The sequence below is a fragment of the Vibrio sp. AND4 genome, assembly GCF_000171815.1.
Classification (GTDB): Bacteria; Pseudomonadota; Gammaproteobacteria; order Enterobacterales; family Vibrionaceae; genus Vibrio.
Genome location: NZ_ABGR01000005.1, coordinates 146,106 through 165,674 on the forward strand (window position 1 = coordinate 146,106; position 19,569 = coordinate 165,674).

The window sequence follows — 19,569 nt, forward strand, 5'->3', positions numbered from 1 at the left end:
TTTAGTAAACACTGATAAACCAGGGAATAGTTGTATAAATGTGAATTTAAGGCTAGGGTTTATAGCAAGGCCACTAGGTCTCATGTCTTGCTGCACAACGTTTTGTAAGATGTAAGTACAACAAAAATAATAACGCAGAAATTTCTTTTTTGACTAAGTAATGTGAGGTGTAAAAGTATGTTTAAAACTCACAGTCAAACGGCAACGGTCTCGGCGCAGGAAATGATCACTCAAAAGCTTATTATGCTGGTAGACGATGATCCGATTTTTCGTAAAGTGACCAGTGCTTATTTGGAAAGTCAGGGTTTTAGGGTAGTAGAAGCTGAGAACGGCCTTGAGGCGCTTCAACAACTAAGAACACACCACCCAGATCTTGTCTTATGTGATTTATCTATGCCCGTGTTAGACGGGATCGAGTTTGTTGAGGAAGTCAGCCTTGAATATCCGTCGATGCCGCTCATCGTCGTATCAGGGACCGATGAAATGTCCGACGTTGCAAAAGCGCTGCGTTTTGGTATCAAAGATTTTTTACCGAAGCCAATCGGAAATTATGAACACTTGTCCCAAGCAATAGAAAACACACTCGAGAATTCAGATTGTCACTTTGCGGAGCAGCGTGACTTCTCAAGCCAGTGGTTTCGTGTCGATGATGGTGGAGAGATACCAGACGAACAGGAACTTCATTGGCATTTAGAGTACTTACAGCAAAATCCAAACGCAGCGCGAGACTTACTTCATGCACTGCTACCAGAGAAAGACACGTCTCAGGGTGACTGGACGTGCTCGTATCGCTTATTACAGTCTACCGATGTTATGCCCTTGGTGTTTGATTATCGTTGGTTGATGAATGGTCAATTTGCTTTCTATTTGGTTGATTCAGCCTCTTTAGATAAAGATGGTGTGGCGACGACACTGCTGATTCGCGCACTGTTCGATGATTATCTACGTAACTTGAAGAGCTTTAGTGCAGACCTCAAGGACATGGTTGAAATTATTGAGAAAGGAATTCAGTGCTCAGATTGTACGGGGGCAGTCGATGCTATTTTTGGTATCGCTGATCTAGCCTCGGCTTCGATTTCGATTCTGCCAGCGGGGCTGGACAGTCAATGGTTTGATGGCCAAGAAAATAGACATATTGCAGCCGCGAACAAACTCGGGGATGGGAGCTTAAAAAATTTCATCACAAAAGATTTGCCACTTAATGGCAATGGACAGTTGTCCGTTGGTTGCCTTGGCTCTTCAAGCTTTAGCCTCAACATCGTCCAATTGAATCGCTAGTCCTAGCGAGCAGTAAATCTAAGCAAAGCAGCTTCCTGAGAGCTGCTTTTTTATCGTCTGTGAGAGCCATCAGGGGTAGCTTTCTGCAATATAGCCTTACTTTTTGCTGGTGTTTTGTTTTTTTTGTTTACGGTATATTTGGCCTTCAAACAATAATGTCTCATTTGCGCAACGATAATTTAACTCTGCGTGACTGGAACGAGTAATGTAAAACTAGTGAGAGGAAGCAACATGGAAGACAAAGATTTTAAAGAGCCTTATAATATTTTTTATTTTTTGGGTTTTATTGCGGTCCTCTTGATCCCAACTTTACCTGCAACTTTAACGTGGATTCGCGTAATGAACGGTTACGCAGGTTTTTAATCGACCGATTGTCTATTGGAGTCCCCCATTCGTATTAAGCGTTACTTTTTCAATATTGTTGGTGGACTCTGTATGATACTTGGCATTGTTGGTATCGTCCTCCCTTTACTGCCCACAACACCTTTTATTCTTCTCGCGAGTGCATGCTTTATGCGTGGCAATCCTGCGTTTCATTATTGGTTACACCAACATAAAACATTTGGCCCGATACTTGATAATTGGCACAAAAACCGCGCCGTTACTCGTCAAGTTAAACAACGTGGTGCGCTTTTCATTGCACTAAGTTTTACCGCTTCTATCATTATTGCGCCCATCATTTGGGTGAAAATTGTGCTTTTAGTGATGCTAATTGTTTTACTGGGCTGTTTTATGCGTCTGCCTGTGACTGAGTTAGTTGCTGACCGGGAAGAAAATCACTAAGATTGTATGGAATTGTGTGCCCGCTCTTCGAGTGGGCGTTTGTATTTTCAACGCTTGTGACTTTGATTCAATTGAGCCCATAGCGGTGAAAGCCAATTGTTTGTTGCCCTCAGAAATATTGCGATAAGAACAGAGGGGGATAAGCCAATCTAAGTAAATCAACATTATGACTACAGAAACAATTTCACTGATCAAATCTAGCATCAAAAGCATTCAAGATTACCCAAAGCCAGGCATTCTTTTTCGCGACGTAACTAGCCTTCTTGAAGATGCCAATGCGTATCAAGCGACAATTAACCTATTGGTGGAACGCTATAAAGACATGGGTTTTACCAAAGTGGTTGGCACAGAAGCGCGTGGTTTCCTGTTTGGTGCACCTCTGGCACTCGAACTGGGCGTGGGCTTTGTTCCTGTTCGTAAGCCTGGCAAACTGCCTCGCCCAACAATAGCTCAATCGTATGAACTTGAGTATGGTGTGGATACACTAGAAATTCATACTGATGCCATCGTAGCAGGCGATAAAGTATTGGTTGTTGATGACTTACTAGCAACTGGCGGTACAATTGAAGCAACAACAAAACTGATCCGTCAACTAGGTGGTGAAGTAGAGCACGCTGCGTTCGTTATCAACCTGCCAGAAATCGGTGGTGATAAGCGCCTAGAAAGTCTAGGTTTGAACGTATACAGTATTTGCGACTTTGAAGGAAACTAATAAATTCAATGAGTTACTTAGCTTTAGCGCGAAAATGGCGTCCTAGCAAGTTTGATCAAGTTGTCGGGCAGAGTCATGTCTTAACTGCTTTGGAGAACGCGTTAGCGCAAAATCGCTTACACCATGCGTACCTATTTAGCGGCACACGAGGCGTTGGTAAGACGTCGATTGGCCGACTGTTTGCTAAGGGCCTGAACTGTGAGACAGGCATTACAGCTAACCCTTGCGGTAAGTGTGATACTTGTCGTGAGATTGATGAAGGTCGCTTTGTCGACCTACTAGAGATCGACGCTGCTTCTCGTACTAAAGTTGAAGATACTCGTGAACTGTTAGACAACGTGCAATACAAACCCGCTCGCGGACGTTTTAAAGTGTATCTCATCGATGAAGTACACATGTTGTCGCGTCACTCTTTCAATGCGTTGTTGAAAACGCTGGAAGAGCCACCAGAGTATGTGAAGTTCTTGTTGGCTACGACCGATCCACAAAAATTGCCTGTGACTATCTTGTCACGCTGTTTGCAGTTCCACCTCAAGCCAATCAGTGTTGATGTAATTCATCAGCAACTTGACCATATCTTGGCAAAAGAACAAGTCTCTGCGGAAGCAAGAGCACTTGGTATGATCTCGCACGCCGCGGACGGCAGTATGCGTGATGCTCTGAGCTTAACTGATCAAGCGATTGCTTTAGGTAACGGCACGATTCAAACTGATATCGTGAGCCATATGCTTGGAACGATTGATACCGACCAAGCGATTCATTTACTGGAGTCGATCAGCAGCAAGCAACCTCAACTGGCGATGGACAAGATTAAACAACTTGCATCAAACGGTGTGGAGTGGGATGGATTGTTACAACAATTGGCATCGCAGCTTCATCGTGTCGCGATATACCAAGCCTTGCCATCGACTTTGGATCTGGCTAAACCTGATGCCGAAAAGATTGAATTATTGAGTAAAGCACTAACACCGCAAGATGTTCAGCTTTACTATCAAATCGCATTAAAAGGCCGCGAAGACCTGGCACTGTCACCAAATGGTCGCGTAGGTATGGAAATGATCGTGTTGCGCATGATGGCATTCCGTCTGTCCGAAAGTCAGGGTGCAAACGTGATTTCTCCGTCATCACAGCCACAAGTGGCATCGACGACGAGTACAAGTCAGTCCAAAGCGGTTTCGCAGCAGCAGCCATCACAACAGCAGGCATCGTCGCCACGGCAGCAATCGACGTTTCAAGCACCTGACCCACAACGCCCGACGCCATCAGTATCACAACAAGCGGCATCTCAGCCAGTGGGACAGTCTGCGACATATAACCCTGCAATAATGCATGAAGCGCCACAGTACCAACCTGAACATCAGGACGGGTACGATATGGCGCCACCACAATATGATATGGCGCCGCCAATGAGTGAGAACCCTGCGCCAACGCAGCAAGCTCCTCAACCGTCTCAGTCACAAGAGGGTGCACCAGCGCCTGCCCGTAGTAGCTTGAGCGGTTTGCGACATCAATTACGCTCGCAGCGTCAAGGGCAACAGCAATCAGCGGCAGCGCCAAATGGTGGTCCAAAAAAGTCTAACGCGACATCTGCACAGAAAGAATCGGTTATTGACCGTCTAGCGCAATTGCATGGCAATTCCGCGCAGGTGTCGCCTAAATCTGCTCCTCAAGCTGAAAAGCAAGCACCGGAGGATCAAGCGTATCGTTGGCGACCAACAAAGCCGGTTGAAAAGAAAGCCAATACGCAGTTGACACCTACGCAACTCAAGCAAGCGCTAGAGCATAAAAAGACGCCAGAAATGGCGCAAAAACTGATTGATGAATCTCTAGAGAAAAATGAGTGGGCGAATATAATCAGCAAGATGAACATGCCAAAGTTAGTCGAACAACTGGCATTAAACTCGCATTTTCACAAAGAAGGCTCGACAGTTTCGCTACAATTAAGAGGCAGTCAGGCACACTTGAGTACCGACAGGGCGCAAAGCGAGCTTCTGAGCGCATTGAACGAAGTGTTGGGTCAAGAGTGTCACTTAAGCATCGGTGTGGGCGAAAACGGTGAGACGCCGCTAGAGTTGAGAGATAGACTTTATCAAGAAAAATTACAGCAGGCTCTGAACTGTTTAGAAAGTGATCCGCACGTTCAGTTCATCGAACGCCGATTCGCCGCAGAGCTTGACAAAGATAGCGTACGCCCTATCTAAAAATCGAACGGAATGGGGTTGAAAACCTAAAGTTGCAACCCCATTAAAAGAAACAACACCTCATTAAACCAGAGAGATAAACATGTTTGGTAAAGGCGGTATGGGCAACCTAATGAAGCAAGCCCAGCAAATGCAAGATCGCATGCAAAAGCTTCAAGAAGAAATCGCGAATATGGAAATCACTGGCGAGTCTGGCGCTGGTCTAGTGAAAGTGACCATCACTGGTAGCCACAGTGTGCGTCGTGTTGACATTGACGAAAGTTTAATGGAAGACGACAAAGAGATGCTAGAAGATCTTATCGCTGCTGCATTTAACGATGCAGCACGTCGTGTTGAAGAAACTCAAAAAGAAAAAATGGCAGATGTAACTGGCGGTATGCAATTACCACCAGGCATGAAAATGCCATTCTAATCTGCAGAACTCTAACTAAGCGGATTTTCAATGCGTACCAGCCATATGCTGGAACAATTGATGGAGGCCTTACGTTGTCTACCTGGGGTTGGTCCCAAGTCGGCGCAGCGTATGGCCTTTCATTTGTTACAGCGTGATAGAAAAGGCGGTCTGCAACTAGCAGATGCGCTGAGCCAAGCAATGACAGAAATCGGCCATTGCACCGAGTGTCGTACTTTTACAGAAGAAGAAGTTTGCCATATTTGTACTAACCCAAAACGCCAAGACAATGGCCAGATTTGTGTGGTAGAAAGCCCGGCAGACATCGCAGCAGTAGAAGCGACTGGCCAATATTCGGGTCGATACTTCGTACTGATGGGACACTTATCACCGCTAGATGGAATTGGCCCAAGTGATATTGGTCTCGACGTACTGGATTACCGTCTGCGCCGAGGTGATATCTCTGAAGTGATTCTGGCTACCAACCCAACGGTGGAAGGGGAAGCGACGGCACATTACATCGCAGAACTTTGCAAAGAGCACCAAGTGGAAGCAAGTCGCATCGCACACGGTGTGCCAGTGGGTGGCGAGCTTGAACTCGTGGATGGGACAACCTTGTCGCACTCGTTACTTGGTCGACACAAGATTTAAGCATCGAACCGAATAAAGCCGCTGAGTTCAGCGGCTTTTTTGATCTTAGAGTTTGAGAATCGATTAATCGTTTGATTCTGTGCCAAGAAGATTCTTGTAGATGAGTGCGCCGAGAATACCACCAACGATTGGTGCTACCCAAAATAGCCATAGCTGTGATATCGCCCAGTCGCCAACAAATACTGCAACACCAGTACTACGTGCTGGGTTAACCGATGTGTTCGTTACAGGGATACTGATTAGGTGAATCAGTGTTAAACACAGGCCGATCGCGATAGGCGCAAAGCCTTGCGGTGCGCGTTTGTCTGTTGCGCCCATGATCACGATAAGGAACATCATCGTCATCACAACTTCAGTGACTAACGCTGCAACCATTGAATATTGGCCTGGAGAATGAGCGCCATAGCCGTTTGACGCGAAACCAGAACCAACAACATCAAAGCCCGCTTGGCCCGTTGCGATAACGTAGAGTACGCCACCTGCAATCACACCACCAATAACTTGCGCGATAATGTAAGGGACAACATCTTTTGTATCAAAGCGACCACCCGCCCACAAACCGATGGTTACCGCCGGGTTTAGGTGGCAGCCCGAGATGTGGCCAATCGCAAACGCCATCGTAAGAACGGTGAGACCGAAAGCGAGAGAAACCCCCAGAAGACCAATGCCTACATCTGGGAAGCCAGCAGCCAATACTGCACTACCACAACCACCAAGTACTAACCAAAAAGTACCAAAAACCTCTGCCATGTATTTATTCATATTATTTCCTATATTGGATTTAGATTACCCGCTGAACATAGTAGAGAACTGTCAAGAAAGTGTGAGTTGAAGCACGTAAATTAGCTCAAATACGGATTTAGAGTGAATTTGTCTCAGATGTGAAACGGAACGGGTAGGTCAATGAGCCAAAAAGAGAAACTTGTAAAGTACACGGTTTAGCTATTTTCAAATACTAAGATAAGGTATTGATTGTGGTGAGCGAGCAAGAAACCGAATGCTGTACGATTGACTGTCACTTGAGAGGGTGTTAGGTGAGCAGCTCTAACTCAGTAATATTGATTAGGGCTTCTTGGTTGGTTTTACCACATACGAACGTGCACGGTTTGAATTCGTGGCAAACTTTTGGTCGCTCAGGCTTTTCGAATAGCTTGCATAGATTGTCGTCATTCAGCTGAATGCAGCGTTCACCTGCTGGTTTGCCATTTGGCATACCAGGAATAGGGGAAGAAATACTTGGTGCAATGCAGCAAGCACCGCAACCTAATCGACAATCCATCTAAAAAACCTCGTAAAAATGAAGTGGGCATTATGATCATTTCTCGCTAGATTGGAAGAGGCGTGCGTAAATTCTTTCCATAAGATCATGTTGGGCAAATACGAACAAATCTTACTCAATATTCTGATCTCTCCAGAAAAACCGTAAAACTTGAATTTTGCCGTTCAGAGAGGTATAAATCGCTCCCAATTCAATCCCATTCGGTAAAAGTAACAAGCGTATGAGCACCCCATTTTGGCAAAGTAAATCGTTAGAACACATGACAGAAGGAGAGTGGGAATCTCTCTGTGATGGGTGTGGTAAATGCTGCTTACACAAGCTAATGGATGAAGATACGGACGAAATATACTATACCAACGTAGCGTGTAGTTGGTTAAACAGCAAAACATGCTCGTGCAAAGATTACCCAAATCGTTTCACTTCAGGTGAAGAGTGCACCAAGCTAACCCGTGAAGACATTGATGACTTCACCTGGTTGCCACCTACGTGTGCGTACCGCTTGCTGGCTGAAAAGCAGCCACTACCAGAGTGGCACCCACTTATCACAGGCTCTAAGTCTGCGATGCATGCAGCCGGTGAGAGTGTACGAAACAAAGTGGTGTATGAGATTGACGTGGTAGACTGGGCCGATCACATTCAAAACTTACCGGATAGACTAAAACCTCAAAAGTAGCGTTCATCGTATACACTTCCGTGTTGTAAATATGGATTGTGTGTAATCCAAAAGGCTTAGCGCAGTGACCAAAACTGTTATTTTTGAACAGCGCAGTCCTCATTGAGTGACGAGGGTTTTGATATAAGTATAGTGTTCGATCTTTGAGTTAAATCTGTTGGGGCGGCTATGAATGCGTTGGTAGCCATTGTTTTCGTAGTACTGGAAACTGCACTGTGTATCGGTATACAAGAAATAACCTTGTGAGCCTTTTTCCGTTAAGTAATTTTCGAAAGCTTGCATTAAAGTCGAACCAATATGATTGCGGCGATAATTTTTATCTACGCAGAACAACAAAAGCTCACTGTCACAATTATGGTCGTTTCCTCCCTTAGCTTGTTTCTTTCTGGTATTCATCTCGGAAAGCAAGGTGCGTCCGGGGGCGCTCATTTGCAATCTTGCTGTCGCTTTATTGATAATTGTTTCTCGTTCAAATGTCAGCGCTTTATCAAACGTTTTGCTGGTTGAGCCAATCAATACACCACAAACGAGCCCCTTGAATTCGGCTATTTTGATAAAATTGCCATTAAAAAAGTCATTGGCAGTAAAAATGGTGGCTAATTGGTAATGGATCTCCTCATTCTTAACTGATGTAAAGACTTTGAGATCTAGGTTGGAAGCAAACAGATCAACTACCGCTTTAAAATCTTCCACGGTTGCATCGCGATATTGGATTGTTTTCATGTTTTTAATCGAATATATGAGTGGTGAAATCAATGGCTAAGTCACAGCACGTATCAATACAGAGGCATTCGCATCGTGTGGAGTTAGGGACAACCTCGATCTGAGATGGCCCCTAACGTTTGACATCTTTTATCAATGTAATTTAGTTGTCATTGAGACTAAGGCTTACTCGGGTAACCAAATACATCATTGTTGTTTGCTGATTTTCCTGTTTGAGGCTCGGTGATATCCCAGTGTTCAACGATCAAACCTTCGCTGTCAAAGCGGAAAATATCGATATAACCAACCCCTAGATCGTCTTTTTTATCAAGATTGGTCTGTTTAGAGTGAACAAGAACCATATCACCCATTGCGATGGTCTTAGCAATGTCGGTTTTTAATCTAGTACCGTTACTGTTTAGGTAATCCAGGTAGCCAAGCAACGCATCTTTACCGTCAGGAACTTCAGGGTTATGCTGAATATAAGTCTCATCAGAAACGTATTGCTTTACAGCCTTTGTATCTGATGGTTTGTCAAAACTCTTTAAGACGGCGATAGCTCTTTCTCTATTGCGTTCGATATCTTGAGTCGAGTCATAAATGTTGGCGTCTGGGCCTTGGTACATAGTGTTTTTATTGGCAGATTTCTTTGGTACTTGTTGGTAGTGATCCCAGTGCTCTACTAACTTGCCATCTTCTTCTCTCCAGATATCCACATAGACATATTCCGCGCCATCGGAAGAGGTCCAAACAGAATGTATTGCTACGTATGGTCCCTCAGCAATAGTGCGATAAAGGTCAACTTTCACATTTGGATCGGCGGTTAATTCACCTGCTACCGCTTTTATCAGTTCAACAGGGCCATCGCCATAGGCTGTGGCGTGTTGAATGTATGTTTCACCGATATATTTGCCAAAATTATTCAAGTTTCGATACGCCAGTACATCCTGATAAAAACCTTCAGCAATTTTTATTGAGTTACTTGTTTGAGCATCGATGGTGCTTAGGTTTGCGAAGCTAGGAACAGCGAATAGGCAAACTGCCACTCCAATTGCGGTAGATTTAAAAGACATTTCATTTTCCTTATTCGGTATTTGATTGACCTTCTAAATGCTAATTCTTTAATCTCATTAAATATATAGAATGGTTTCGATGTTAGGCATGAAAGAATTCGATGGTTTATTTTGGCAAGTTGTCATGCCTGAAAAGACTTTGCGGTTTGTGGGGTACTTGTGTGATGGTTCTTGCGTTTTACAACGATTAACCGGATAGATTCAAAGAAAACTAGCTTCACCAGCCTCTGCGGCATTGGGACAAACTTCTATTAGCAAGCTTTGATAAGTCAAGGAATCAAATAAGACTGCGAAGAGACACGTCACTTTGATATTTTTTGCCTATCGGGAATGGAATAGATGAGAAGTGATTTAGAGTAAGCAAGGTTCGTTTCTTCGGAGGAGTGTATTTATGACTATGTAAATATAAGCGGGAAGGTAGGGGCTTCCCGCTTATCAAAGCTAGATCACGAACTAATCATCTCTGTGAAGAATGCAACAAATTCTGCATTTCTTGTTAAATTAATTACACGACTGTTATCGAAGTTTGGTCCTAATACGACCCCTAGATTATATGGAGTCATGCGGTTTTCATCGCTGTGAGCGCTAATCTGTTTAGCGAGATTAATGGCGTCTTGCGCCATTTCCGGCATTTCGGTTAATGGTGGAAGGTTTTTGCTATTGGTGTACTCAGTAACCAAATCACTGATAGCTGCTGCGTCTTTAGCAGGTAGATGCTCCCGGATATTCTTTTTAAAGGCACCAGTAAGAGCATGGAGGGGGAAATTTTCGAGGTCTTCTTTTTTCGTCGATTGAAGTACTTCATTGACTTGGTGTGTCACGCCTGATAATCGCATAAGCCCGTCCTCCTTTAGCTTTCCTTCGTTCCCATCGAAAACAGCAAAAATGTCCTTGTTTTGAGCAGTTGCAACTTTAGTTTTTTCTTGTGAGACTGCTGCTTCTTGAGAGGCAGTTGCAGCCTTATTTGCACCTTCATTTTTGTTGGTTCGCCGACTGAACATTTGACTTATTGCATTGGAAATCTCACCAAAGAAGTTTGAGATAGAGGTAATCAACCGAGACATTTTCCCTTTACCGACTTCTGCAGCTTGAGATGATGTTTCAGACAGCTTAACTGTTTGTACCTTTCCACTTAAATTAAGGTGGGCTTCTTGTCGCACTGAATTGTTCTTTGGTTGTTCAAGCTTTGCTTTCAATTCAGTGTTTACTTCACGTGATACTACTGGTGTACTTCCGTACCTTAACATATATTTATCCTTTTCTAACTAGCAGCGAATGCCGCTGAATATCTCTGAATTGCTCGATAGTTGATTGCAGGTTTCATCTTTATTAAGCACGGTTTGAATCGTCTCATTAGAGGAGATAACTGCTTCCAGTTGCTCCAAAATACTATCTTCTGTTAAACCTTGTATTGACTGCCTGTTCCAGAGTAAAAACAGCTTGGTCTGTTGATCATATGAAAACACTGGTGGCATAAGTTGCTCAGAGAAGTGGTTTTCACTAAGAAGACTCAAAAGTTCTTCCATACTGGTTTCTGGCATTTTGTCTAAAAGGGAATAGATGAGCAGGTGATCCTCTGGAAACTCCTTAAAGTGGTATGTGTTATCACCGATTTCCAGAGAAATTATTTCTTTGTTTAAATCTTGTACACTAGTATCAAAACCAATTTTCTTCAGCAGTAACTGAAAACAGTTGTGTAAATTAGACACTTCTTCGAACCTAGAACAATATGTATGGTCGAATTATAGGTGCAATGAAGTACCCAAGTTACCAATAGAAAGCTTTATTTTTTTATATAAAAGACGGCAATTACCATGGCGCGATTTTTCTTGATTATTTTCGCTGCTAATAAGAAGTCATCGGCTGCTCAAAGAAGACTTTGCGTGCGGGCTAGGCAACACAATTATGGGGAAACCATGTGGGTGTGGTTCTGCTTATTTCATTAAATCTTTAAACCAAGCATGGCGTTGAGATTGTTTATTTCGGTTATGCCAGACTTTTACAATATTGAAAGGGGGAAGTTCAAAAGGCAACGGCGCTTGTTCAAAATCTTTAAATATTGATTGTGCCAAGCGAGCAGGCATGGTCGCAATAATATTTGTTTCTTTGATTAAAGAGGCTATCGATGCAAAGCTTGGTGCTGTTGTCACCACTCTTCTTCTTTTGCCTAATTTGTGTAGTAGGGTGTCAATCTCTGTATGATGAGATTGTCCAAATGACATGATTGCATGCGGCATTTGACAGTATTGATCCAAGGTTTTTGGGGCGCTTTGCTTTGATGGGTTGTAAAAACACACATCTTGATCACTTAACACTTTGGTTTGAACTAAATCTGATTCATTACTGGTGAGTTCTGGTGAGAGAACGAGGTCTACATTACCTGAGCGTAACAATGAAGCCCACTGAAGCTGGGTTCTGGCTGGCGCGATATGTAAAGAGCTCTTTGGAGCCTCTTCTTGAAACCGATGAAACATAGGTTTTATGATGGTTTCTATCTCATAGTCATTTGCAGCAACGGTAAAACTGGCCGTATCTATTGATGGGTCGTATTGTTGTTGGCTAGCGAATGTTTGCATAGCAATTACGATTTCTCTGGCATGGTGAATAAGTTCTGTCGCTTTTGGCGTTGGTGCAATGCTTCTACCCGAGGCAACAAATAACTCGTCTTTCACTATCTTACGTAACTGATTCAGCCCGTGACTAACGGTTGATTGTGTCACTTTCAAACTTTCGGCTGCTTTCGTTACCGATTGATTTTCATAAACGCTAATAAACATACGCAGTAAGCGTCCATCCAAAGAGGTGTAATCAAAATTGTTCATAAGTGCTGTTGAGTTCATGGATTATATCGATGAGACACTTTTAACACGATGACCTCAATTTAAAAAGCGATAAGAATCACAGGGCGTTAGGCTTTTTAACGATAGATTTCCAAGTGTGCGGAATCTCGCAAGCACTCAAATGACTTATGGCCAAAAACAAGCAAGCCTTTCATCCCGAAAGGCTTGCTTGTTTTTGAAGGAATGAAGTGCACTCAACCCCTAATAAAGCGGTTGTAGACAAATAACACAACGAAGGCACCCGCTGTTGCGGTGATGATACTACCTATATTAACGCCGTCGGTACCACCAAGGCCGATAAAGCTCCCCAAGAAACCGCCGACAAAGGCGCCCACAATCCCTAGTACCATGGTGGCAAGCCAACCGCCACCATCATTTCCTGGCATCAACCATTTGGCGAGCGCGCCAGCTATCAAACCAAGAATAATCCAAGATAGAAAGCCCATGATTTCTCCTTACTCTTTAATCAATTAGTGTTCAACTCGATTAAATCATAGTTCATTGTGAGTAATGTGCAGATTCTTAATTAACTAATGACCATTGCTATGTAGCCTAAAATCAACACAAGTACCGAAGTCAGCGCGTAAGGCACGGGATAGCCGATGGCTGGCATATCACTTTGGCAAGCATCTTGTGCGCCTTTCATTGCCGGCGTGCTGTTGCGACCTCCCGCGCAGGCGCCGGCCAAAATAGCAGGGTTCATCTTGCGGACATACAAGCCATACAACCAAGCCAGCAATGGCGGTACAAGGGCTGCAATTACACCGAGCAACGCGATTTTTATAACGATGATACCTTGGAAGGAGGCGAGAATTTTGGGACCCACAGTCGCGGCAAGTACAGCCACAAATAGGTTGAGGCCAATGTCTTGTAAGAAACTTCTTGCGCCTTCACTCATCGGCCCGCCAAAGGCAGGATTTCGTGTGCGAAGAAAGGAAAATACGATGCCAGTTAACATGCATCCGGCTGAGGTTCCAAGCGCAAATGGAATTCCTGCTAACGTGACGCTGAAGTGGCCGAAAATATAGCCTACAAGTAATGATAGGGCGAGATAAAAGGTCTCAGTTACCGTGTTCTCAACAATGGCAATGCTGTTAAGTTGTGACGCAGTGTTTTCTACACACCATTTGGAACCAGCGATACGGATGACATCCCCAACTTCCACTTTAGTTTGAGGTAACAAAGGTTGTTGATGGCCTTGTCTAAATAGGGCTTTAAAGTAGACACCAAACCCCACTTCAGCATGCAGCTGCGCAATGGTTTTACCAGCGTGTTCAGACTTACCCAAGTGAATGTCGGCAACCTCAATATCGATATTTCTTGCTCGAGGATCGTCAACCTCGTTGCCAATATCCGTTTCACCTTCAGCGATTAACACCCTATATTCCCCGCGCACACCAATCACGTCATTGAGAGCTAACGTTGGATTCTGCGACGCTTCGAACACTTCATCACCTCGTACGACTTTGAGAACGGCGGTGTCAGGAAAAGACTGGTATAGATCCTGAACTGAACGCCCGACAAGCGCCTGATTTGTCACTTTGTAGGCTCGAACGTCAATGGGAAGAGCACCAACGGCAGAGAAACCAAAAGTGCTTGGTAGCTTCTCATCCTCGTTACCCGTCGAAAATTCGGCTTCGGCATCTTTACCTGCTTTCACCGGATCGATACCAAAAAGGGCTGGTAGGTATTTGATGAACAGGATAATAAGTACCGTTGATAAGACGTAGCTAATCGCGTAACCGGCAGCGATATTCGCGCTCACGTGATCGATACTCATGCCTTCTGGTGGCGTGAATGCCCCGGAGCTGATGGCTGATTGAGCAACCCCCATTACTGCGGTCACTGTATAGCTACCGGAGATGATGCCAGCGGCGTATCCAGGTTCAAGCCCCATGAGTTTGGCACCGATGACCACAATCGCGAAATTGCTAAATACCACGATCAAACCTATCACGATAAAATCGATGCCTCCGCGCGCTAACCCAGAGAAGAATTGAGGGCCAACTTTCATCCCGATGGCGTACATGAACATCATTAAGAAAATATCTGAGACCAGTCCGGGTTCTTCGATTTTTAGCCCATAGACAGAGAACGACGTCAGTGCTAGAGCCACGCCCACCACCAATGTGCCTGCAGTGGTACCTAAGCTCACACCTTTAAAAGTTCGCCGGCCCAGTGGGTAACCAACAGCGAGTGATAAAAACAGAAATACGAACGGATTCTCGGACAAGTAACTAAAAAGAAAAGACATAGTGTCACCTGTTATCTTAAACGTTGAAAAGCAAGGAGCAACCAGTACGCCTTGCTCAGTGTGGAAGGAGACAGTTAGCCGTGATTGAAGTTACTAGACTCGTCCGCATCGCTGCCGTTGACGATTGGGTGCTTGCTGAAGAAGTTCACGCAGTGCTGCAAATCTGAGAGTAGTAAGTCCGCCAAATCACGGCTGAAACCATGACGAACTAAAATTCGCATGATGACCAAGTCTTCACGTTCTGCTGGCATGGCGTAAGCGGCAATTTGCCAACCACGAGAGCGAATGCGATCAGAAAGATCGTAAAGGTTGAACCCTGGGTTTGCTCCCTCTTTTATTGACCAACTCAGCGCAGGTATACCGCCGTGCCCATCATAGATGATGTGGAACATGCCCATTTTTTCTATCTCTTGGGCAAGATAGCGAGCAGTGTCGTAGCAGGCTTCATGGATCTTGCGATAGCCTTCTCTGCCAAGGCGAAGGAAGTTGTAGTATTGAGCAACGATTTGCCCACCTGAGCGAGAGAAGTTGAGGGCGAAGGTTGGCATGTTGCCACCAAGGTAGTTGACGTTAAAGATAAGATCATCGTGCAGAGCGTCTGCATCGCGCCATACCACCCAGCCAACACCGAGCGGCGATAGCCCAAACTTGTGCCCTGATGCATTGATCGATTTTACTCTGGGCAATCGAAAATCCCAGACTAAATCAGGATCGCAGAATGGAGCGAGAAATGCACCACTTGCGCCATCCACATGAATGGGAATATCTAGCCCAGTTTCTTGTTGCAGCCTATCCAATGCATCATGTACCTCTTTTACGGGCTCATATTGGCAAGTGAAGGTCACCCCAAGTGTCGGCACAACCCCAATTGTATTTTCATCACAGCGTTTGATCACCTCCTCTGGTGTCATAATCAAGCGATCGCCTTGCATCGGAATCTCACGCAATTCAATATCCCAGTAACGGGCGAACTTATGCCAACACACTTGTACTGGGCCGCAGATAAGATTGGGGCGGTCGGTGGGTTTGCCTTGCCTCTTCATTTTTTCGCGCCATGCCCACTTGAGCGCCATCCCGCCGAGCATTGCCGCCTCGCTTGAGCCTGTTGTCGAACAGCCCATTGGGTTTTCTGCATGAGGAGCATGCCAAAGGTCAGCCAACATATGCACACACCGAGATTCAATCTCCGCTGTTTGTGGATACTCATCTTTATCGATCATGTTTTTATCGATGCACTCGTCCATGAGCTTATGCACTTCGTCTTCCACCCAGGTTTGGCAGAAGGTTGCTAAATTCTGGCGAGAATTACCATCTAACATGAGTTCATCATGGACGACTTGATAAGCGTGAGAGGCAGCATGCTCATTTTCCGGAATGCGGTACTTAGGCATCACGATAGAGAGATCTTTAGAACTGTAGACGTCGTCAAGAAGTGAGCCTTTCAAGGCCGATTTTTTATGAAGTGGCATCTAGAAATCCTTTATCTTAATGAGAGTTGGTTTGTTCATTCTGCTCGTCGTTTGACTAACAATGGCGACGGTAAAACTAAATAGCAGGTATAGGCTTATTTAAAATAGTTCTAAATATGTACTTGGATGCGTATTGTGGGCGTTATTTGTGTTGTTTTGTGTCCTGTAGAACAGATATTGTAACGGTATGTCATGTTGCATTGAAAAAGGGTTGCTATGACGATACTTTCATGATGGTTGAACGTGGTACCAAAGGAGGAGTTTTAATTTATGTTCAGTGTTGTCGATTTAGAGCATATAATTTCAAAGCTTTACATCCCGATTCTTGATCGCCTAGATCGAGTAATGTCTCTTACGAGGTAAAAATGACGTTACGATTTCCCCTAAAAGTGCGTTTTGCGCCACTAGTGGCTTTATTTACGGTGTTGGCGTTAACGATGAGCTCTTTCATTGTGCGTGCGACAGAAAGCTTGGAAACCGCCAAAGCCGATCCGGCGGCATCTTCTGCTGAGCGAGCGATTGAACATATTTATAAAAACATTATTGGCTTATCTGAAACGTTAAAACAAGCCAGTGGTGATGAGCGTGATGCGCTTCAACTTCAACTGTTTCAAAAAAATGAGGAGCTGAGAAATCGTCTTGCGAGTGCCATCAATAGCAAATCGATTCCAAACGAGCGATTGATTTGGTTTGTACAAACCCAAGAGAAATATTCAGAAGCCGCAGTGGCTTATATCGATGATAAGATCAAAACGCTGAATGAAGAGCTTAATTCGGCAAAGGACGGAGATAAACTGTCATTGGTGAATGAGTACCGTGAACTGCAGCAATACTTGGATGTAAGTTATGAATCCAGTTGGCAAAACCTGAACTGGCTAAAAGTGTTGGGTGTACAAGATGAAGCTGCGGATACGGATTTTAAAGACAGTGTCGATAAACGTATGCTTCTATTATCGGCATCAATTCAGTACTTAAAACAGCAAAGTGAAATCATTAGCTCACAAGTTTCTTCCAGCCCAGAGTCAGAAAAGCCTTCACTTCAATTGAGTCAATTGATTGTCAAACAACGCTTAAGCATTGCCACCGATAGTTTGCAAACGTTGATTTCGATCGGCGATAAAGTCGGTATTGAAACATCCGAATATAAACGCCAGTTGTTTGAGGTCACAGGCAGTATCACCCATGACTTACTCAATACCAAAGTCATATTTTCTATTCTCAGCCATTGGTCGAACTCTGCGATAAATTGGTTTGCAGATAATGCGCCGCAACATATTTTCCAACTGTTTGTGTTTGCCCTGATCCTTTTGATTGCTCGTGCTCTTGCGAAGTTAACCCGTAAAGTAGTGAGTAAGACCGTGGTATCGAAGAACCTGAAAATGTCACATTTAATGCAAGACTTTTTCATCTCGATGTCGGGCAAAGCAGTATGGATCATCGGTATCATGGTTGGCCTTTCACAAATCGGGCTGAACCTAGCTCCGGTCCTGACTGGTTTCGGTATTGCTGGTGTGATCATCGGTTTTGCATTGCAAGACACACTGTCGAACTTTGCGGCGGGTATGATGCTGCTTATTTACCGTCCATTCGATGTCGGTGATTTTGTTTATGCGGGTGGCGTAGATGGCAAAGTCAGTCACATGAGTCTGGTCAACACGACCATTAGAACGTTCGACAACCAAATCATCATAGTGCCAAACAGTAAGATCTGGGGAGACGTGATTAAGAACGTGACGCACGAACGTATTCGCCGTGTTGATATGGTATTTGGTATTGGTTACGCAGATGACTTGTTAAAAGCAGAAGAAGTGCTGAATGACATTATTACCTCACACCCGTCGGTACTTCGCTCACCAGAGCCAAACATTAAGGTACACACGTTAAACACTTCATCAGTGGATTTTATTGTTCGTCCTTGGGTGAAGACCGAAGACTACTGGGATGTGTACTGGGATGTCACCAAGGAAGTGAAGCTGCGATTCGATCGTGAAGGCATTTCGATCCCATTCCCACAGCAAGATGTTCATCTGCATATGGTAGAAAAGAAAGAGGCATAAGCTGCCCATTAGCGATACCGTAAAGGCGCTCAATATGAGCGCCTTTTTATTGGGCATAGTGCGTAGAGATCAGATCTCGTTGAAGAAAGTGATCCTTGGTTCACTGACAAGCAAGCCATCAATCTCAGTGAGAAGCGATTGAAAGTGGCTCGTATTGCAATGTGTTTCTAATGCGGCTTGGTCTACGAACTGTTCTTGGAACAAGAATTGGCTTGGGTTGTTTTTGTCTTGGAACAATTGGTAACGTGCACAACCTGTCTCGTTTCGAGTTGGCTCTAGCATTGCCTCTAGCGCTTGCTTAAGTTGAGTAATGGCGTCTGTTTTTGCATGAAATGCAGCAGTTAAATGAATCATAGTTGTATTTACTTCTTTGTTGTTATGGGAGGTATCTTTATGACCGATACCGCTATCAAAGGTATCGCCCCTGACGCTGCAAGAACTCTATCTTGTAGCCGTCTGGATCCGTTATGAAGAAAAATGTCGCTAAATGCTTTTCCTGATGATCAAAGGCTTTGATGTCACTGGCTTCAATACCCAATGAGTTCAGGCGCAGATGAGCATGGTCAATGTCTTCCACACTGACAGCAAGGTGGCCGTAACCGGTGCCATGCAAATAAGGTTCGTTTTGATCGTGATTATGGGTGAGCTCAAGTTCGAACCCCGTCTCAGGATTGGCTAGATAAGTAAGAGAAAAGCCTTCGAATACGTATTGGTCTTTAATTTCTAGCTCAAGTGCGTCGCGGTAAAACTTAAGAGAATGCGCCAAATCGCTTACACGGATCATGGTATGAATTATTTTTGTCATGAATACTCCTTGATTATGCGCACAGACTAACGAGTTTCAGCGCGCAATAGGTAGTACTCAAGTACGACAATAAAATCAGTGCTTAATTGAGCTCATTAAGGGCTTGAGAAAGGGTCGTCTGTGGTTGACGCGCGTAGGTAAGACAAGCACAACGCAGTAGTGAGGCGAAGTTGTTGACTTCACCATTGTGCTCTAATGCTTCTTGGTAAACCGTGCTGATAAACCTAGGGACTGTCATAGCTTGAGCGGAAGCAATTTCTTCAAGAGTTAGCCAAAAGCTCGATTCTAATTTGACGCTAGTGGCATGGCCATCAATGCGTATAGAACGGGTGATAAATTGATAGTTTTCCTGAGGTTGTTTTGCAAATATTTCGCACATGTGATGTTGTTTGTTTTATAAA

The 19,569-nt window shown here is 44.4% G+C and carries 22 protein-coding genes; 9 read left to right on the forward strand and 13 right to left on the reverse strand.

Annotated features, from left to right (window positions below):
• Positions 1–177 precede the first annotated feature (177 nt).
• From AND4_RS08695 to recR, 7 genes are all read left to right on the forward strand, one after another.
• A complete protein-coding gene (locus AND4_RS08695; protein ID WP_009842587.1) occupies positions 178–1,278 on the forward strand; it encodes a response regulator in 1,101 nt (366 codons plus the stop codon).
• Positions 1,279–1,509: 231 nt separating this feature from the next.
• Positions 1,510–1,641, forward strand: a complete 132-nt coding sequence (locus tag AND4_RS20530) for a hypothetical protein (protein ID WP_009842588.1) — start codon at positions 1,510–1,512, stop codon at positions 1,639–1,641.
• A gap of 15 nt (positions 1,642–1,656) precedes the next feature.
• Positions 1,657–2,061 (forward strand): YbaN family protein, encoded by a 405-nt coding sequence (locus tag AND4_RS08705; RefSeq protein ID WP_086026804.1) that lies wholly within the window; start codon positions 1,657–1,659, stop codon positions 2,059–2,061.
• 166 nt (positions 2,062–2,227) lie between these two features.
• Positions 2,228–2,773: an adenine phosphoribosyltransferase gene (gene apt / locus AND4_RS08710; RefSeq protein ID WP_009842590.1), complete on the forward strand. Its 546-nt coding sequence runs from the start codon at positions 2,228–2,230 to the stop codon at positions 2,771–2,773.
• An 8-nt stretch (positions 2,774–2,781) separates the two neighbouring features.
• The gene (gene dnaX / locus AND4_RS08715) at positions 2,782–4,974 is read left to right on the forward strand and encodes a DNA polymerase III subunit gamma/tau (RefSeq protein WP_009842591.1); all 2,193 of its coding nucleotides are present in this window, start codon (positions 2,782–2,784) and stop codon (positions 4,972–4,974) included.
• An 82-nt stretch (positions 4,975–5,056) separates the two neighbouring features.
• Complete coding sequence (locus AND4_RS08720) at positions 5,057–5,386, forward strand: YbaB/EbfC family nucleoid-associated protein (RefSeq protein ID WP_009842592.1); 330 nt, start codon at positions 5,057–5,059, stop codon at positions 5,384–5,386.
• A 30-nt stretch (positions 5,387–5,416) separates the two neighbouring features.
• Positions 5,417–6,016: a recombination mediator RecR gene (gene recR / locus AND4_RS08725; RefSeq protein ID WP_009842593.1), complete on the forward strand. Its 600-nt coding sequence runs from the start codon at positions 5,417–5,419 to the stop codon at positions 6,014–6,016.
• 63 nt (positions 6,017–6,079) lie between these two features.
• On the opposite strand, the gene aqpZ is transcribed toward recR, so the two are convergent.
• Entirely contained in the window at positions 6,080–6,778 is a 699-nt protein-coding gene (gene aqpZ / locus AND4_RS08730) for an aquaporin Z (protein ID WP_009842594.1), read from the reverse strand.
• Positions 6,779–7,046: 268 nt separating this feature from the next.
• The gene (locus tag AND4_RS08735) at positions 7,047–7,295 is read right to left on the reverse strand and encodes a YkgJ family cysteine cluster protein (protein ID WP_009842595.1); all 249 of its coding nucleotides are present in this window, start codon (positions 7,293–7,295) and stop codon (positions 7,047–7,049) included.
• A 220-nt stretch (positions 7,296–7,515) separates the two neighbouring features.
• Between AND4_RS08735 and AND4_RS08740 the strand changes: the two genes are divergently transcribed.
• A complete protein-coding gene (locus tag AND4_RS08740; RefSeq protein ID WP_009842596.1) occupies positions 7,516–7,968 on the forward strand; it encodes a YcgN family cysteine cluster protein in 453 nt (150 codons plus the stop codon).
• A gap of 99 nt (positions 7,969–8,067) precedes the next feature.
• Here the strand turns inward: AND4_RS08740 and AND4_RS08745 are convergent, their stop codons facing one another.
• The 8 genes from AND4_RS08745 to AND4_RS08780 all read right to left on the reverse strand — a co-directional run bounded on the left by AND4_RS08745 (position 8,068) and on the right by AND4_RS08780 (position 16,306).
• Positions 8,068–8,691 (reverse strand): GNAT family N-acetyltransferase, encoded by a 624-nt coding sequence (locus AND4_RS08745; protein ID WP_009842597.1) that lies wholly within the window; start codon positions 8,689–8,691, stop codon positions 8,068–8,070.
• Between the two features lie 158 nt (positions 8,692–8,849).
• Positions 8,850–9,743, reverse strand: a complete 894-nt coding sequence (locus AND4_RS08750) for a nuclear transport factor 2 family protein (protein WP_009842598.1) — start codon at positions 9,741–9,743, stop codon at positions 8,850–8,852.
• Positions 9,744–10,189: 446 nt separating this feature from the next.
• Positions 10,190–10,990 carry a RhoGAP domain-containing protein gene (locus AND4_RS08755; protein ID WP_009842599.1) on the reverse strand — a complete coding sequence of 267 codons (801 nt, stop codon included), beginning with the start codon at positions 10,988–10,990 and terminating at the stop codon, positions 10,190–10,192.
• Positions 10,991–11,008: 18 nt separating this feature from the next.
• The gene (locus AND4_RS08760) at positions 11,009–11,452 is read right to left on the reverse strand and encodes a CesT family type III secretion system chaperone (RefSeq protein WP_009842600.1); all 444 of its coding nucleotides are present in this window, start codon (positions 11,450–11,452) and stop codon (positions 11,009–11,011) included.
• Positions 11,453–11,677: 225 nt separating this feature from the next.
• Positions 11,678–12,583 carry a LysR family transcriptional regulator gene (locus tag AND4_RS08765; protein ID WP_009842601.1) on the reverse strand — a complete coding sequence of 302 codons (906 nt, stop codon included), beginning with the start codon at positions 12,581–12,583 and terminating at the stop codon, positions 11,678–11,680.
• A gap of 194 nt (positions 12,584–12,777) precedes the next feature.
• Positions 12,778–13,029 carry a GlsB/YeaQ/YmgE family stress response membrane protein gene (locus AND4_RS08770; RefSeq protein ID WP_009842602.1) on the reverse strand — a complete coding sequence of 84 codons (252 nt, stop codon included), beginning with the start codon at positions 13,027–13,029 and terminating at the stop codon, positions 12,778–12,780.
• An 80-nt stretch (positions 13,030–13,109) separates the two neighbouring features.
• Positions 13,110–14,837, reverse strand: coding sequence for a transporter (locus tag AND4_RS08775; protein WP_009842603.1), 1,728 nt, complete (start codon positions 14,835–14,837; stop codon positions 13,110–13,112).
• A gap of 74 nt (positions 14,838–14,911) precedes the next feature.
• Positions 14,912–16,306, reverse strand: a complete 1,395-nt coding sequence (locus AND4_RS08780) for a glutamate decarboxylase (protein WP_009842604.1) — start codon at positions 16,304–16,306, stop codon at positions 14,912–14,914.
• A gap of 365 nt (positions 16,307–16,671) precedes the next feature.
• On the opposite strand from AND4_RS08780, the gene AND4_RS08785 reads away from it, so the two are divergent.
• A complete protein-coding gene (locus AND4_RS08785; protein ID WP_009842605.1) occupies positions 16,672–18,363 on the forward strand; it encodes a mechanosensitive ion channel family protein in 1,692 nt (563 codons plus the stop codon).
• A 69-nt stretch (positions 18,364–18,432) separates the two neighbouring features.
• On the opposite strand, the gene AND4_RS08790 is transcribed toward AND4_RS08785, so the two are convergent.
• The 3 genes from AND4_RS08790 to AND4_RS08800 form a co-directional block, all read right to left on the reverse strand.
• Positions 18,433–18,717, reverse strand: coding sequence for a putative quinol monooxygenase (locus AND4_RS08790; RefSeq protein ID WP_009842606.1), 285 nt, complete (start codon positions 18,715–18,717; stop codon positions 18,433–18,435).
• 55 nt (positions 18,718–18,772) lie between these two features.
• Positions 18,773–19,168 carry a VOC family protein gene (locus tag AND4_RS08795; RefSeq protein ID WP_009842607.1) on the reverse strand — a complete coding sequence of 132 codons (396 nt, stop codon included), beginning with the start codon at positions 19,166–19,168 and terminating at the stop codon, positions 18,773–18,775.
• A gap of 82 nt (positions 19,169–19,250) precedes the next feature.
• On the reverse strand, positions 19,251–19,547 hold the full coding sequence (locus AND4_RS08800; RefSeq protein WP_009842608.1) for a ribbon-helix-helix domain-containing protein: 297 nt from the start codon (positions 19,545–19,547) through the stop codon (positions 19,251–19,253).
• Between the last annotated feature and the right edge of the window lie 22 nt (positions 19,548–19,569).

What these genes read in the sequence shown, in the direction of transcription:
- AND4_RS08720 (WP_009842592.1), top strand. Translation starts at nt 5,057, where the DNA reads ATGTTTGGTAAAGGCGGTATGGGCAACCTAATGAAGCAAGCCCAGCAA.
- AND4_RS08695 (WP_009842587.1), top strand. Translation starts at nt 178, where the DNA reads ATGTTTAAAACTCACAGTCAAACGGCAACGGTCTCGGCGCAGGAAATG.
- recR (WP_009842593.1), top strand. Translation starts at nt 5,417, where the DNA reads ATGCGTACCAGCCATATGCTGGAACAATTGATGGAGGCCTTACGTTGT.
- AND4_RS08765 (WP_009842601.1), bottom strand. Translation starts at nt 12,583, where the DNA reads ATGAACTCAACAGCACTTATGAACAATTTTGATTACACCTCTTTGGAT.
- AND4_RS08750 (WP_009842598.1), bottom strand. Translation starts at nt 9,743, where the DNA reads ATGTCTTTTAAATCTACCGCAATTGGAGTGGCAGTTTGCCTATTCGCT.
- apt (WP_009842590.1), top strand. Translation starts at nt 2,228, where the DNA reads ATGACTACAGAAACAATTTCACTGATCAAATCTAGCATCAAAAGCATT.
- AND4_RS08790 (WP_009842606.1), bottom strand. Translation starts at nt 18,717, where the DNA reads ATGATTCATTTAACTGCTGCATTTCATGCAAAAACAGACGCCATTACT.
- AND4_RS08780 (WP_009842604.1), bottom strand. Translation starts at nt 16,306, where the DNA reads ATGCCACTTCATAAAAAATCGGCCTTGAAAGGCTCACTTCTTGACGAC.
- AND4_RS08740 (WP_009842596.1), top strand. Translation starts at nt 7,516, where the DNA reads ATGAGCACCCCATTTTGGCAAAGTAAATCGTTAGAACACATGACAGAA.
- AND4_RS08735 (WP_009842595.1), bottom strand. Translation starts at nt 7,295, where the DNA reads ATGGATTGTCGATTAGGTTGCGGTGCTTGCTGCATTGCACCAAGTATT.
- AND4_RS20530 (WP_009842588.1), top strand. Translation starts at nt 1,510, where the DNA reads ATGGAAGACAAAGATTTTAAAGAGCCTTATAATATTTTTTATTTTTTG.
- AND4_RS08755 (WP_009842599.1), bottom strand. Translation starts at nt 10,990, where the DNA reads ATGTTAAGGTACGGAAGTACACCAGTAGTATCACGTGAAGTAAACACT.
- AND4_RS08785 (WP_009842605.1), top strand. Translation starts at nt 16,672, where the DNA reads ATGACGTTACGATTTCCCCTAAAAGTGCGTTTTGCGCCACTAGTGGCT.
- AND4_RS08795 (WP_009842607.1), bottom strand. Translation starts at nt 19,168, where the DNA reads ATGACAAAAATAATTCATACCATGATCCGTGTAAGCGATTTGGCGCAT.
- AND4_RS08800 (WP_009842608.1), bottom strand. Translation starts at nt 19,547, where the DNA reads ATGTGCGAAATATTTGCAAAACAACCTCAGGAAAACTATCAATTTATC.
- AND4_RS08745 (WP_009842597.1), bottom strand. Translation starts at nt 8,691, where the DNA reads ATGAAAACAATCCAATATCGCGATGCAACCGTGGAAGATTTTAAAGCG.
- aqpZ (WP_009842594.1), bottom strand. Translation starts at nt 6,778, where the DNA reads ATGAATAAATACATGGCAGAGGTTTTTGGTACTTTTTGGTTAGTACTT.
- dnaX (WP_009842591.1), top strand. Translation starts at nt 2,782, where the DNA reads ATGAGTTACTTAGCTTTAGCGCGAAAATGGCGTCCTAGCAAGTTTGAT.
- AND4_RS08770 (WP_009842602.1), bottom strand. Translation starts at nt 13,029, where the DNA reads ATGGGCTTTCTATCTTGGATTATTCTTGGTTTGATAGCTGGCGCGCTC.
- AND4_RS08775 (WP_009842603.1), bottom strand. Translation starts at nt 14,837, where the DNA reads ATGTCTTTTCTTTTTAGTTACTTGTCCGAGAATCCGTTCGTATTTCTG.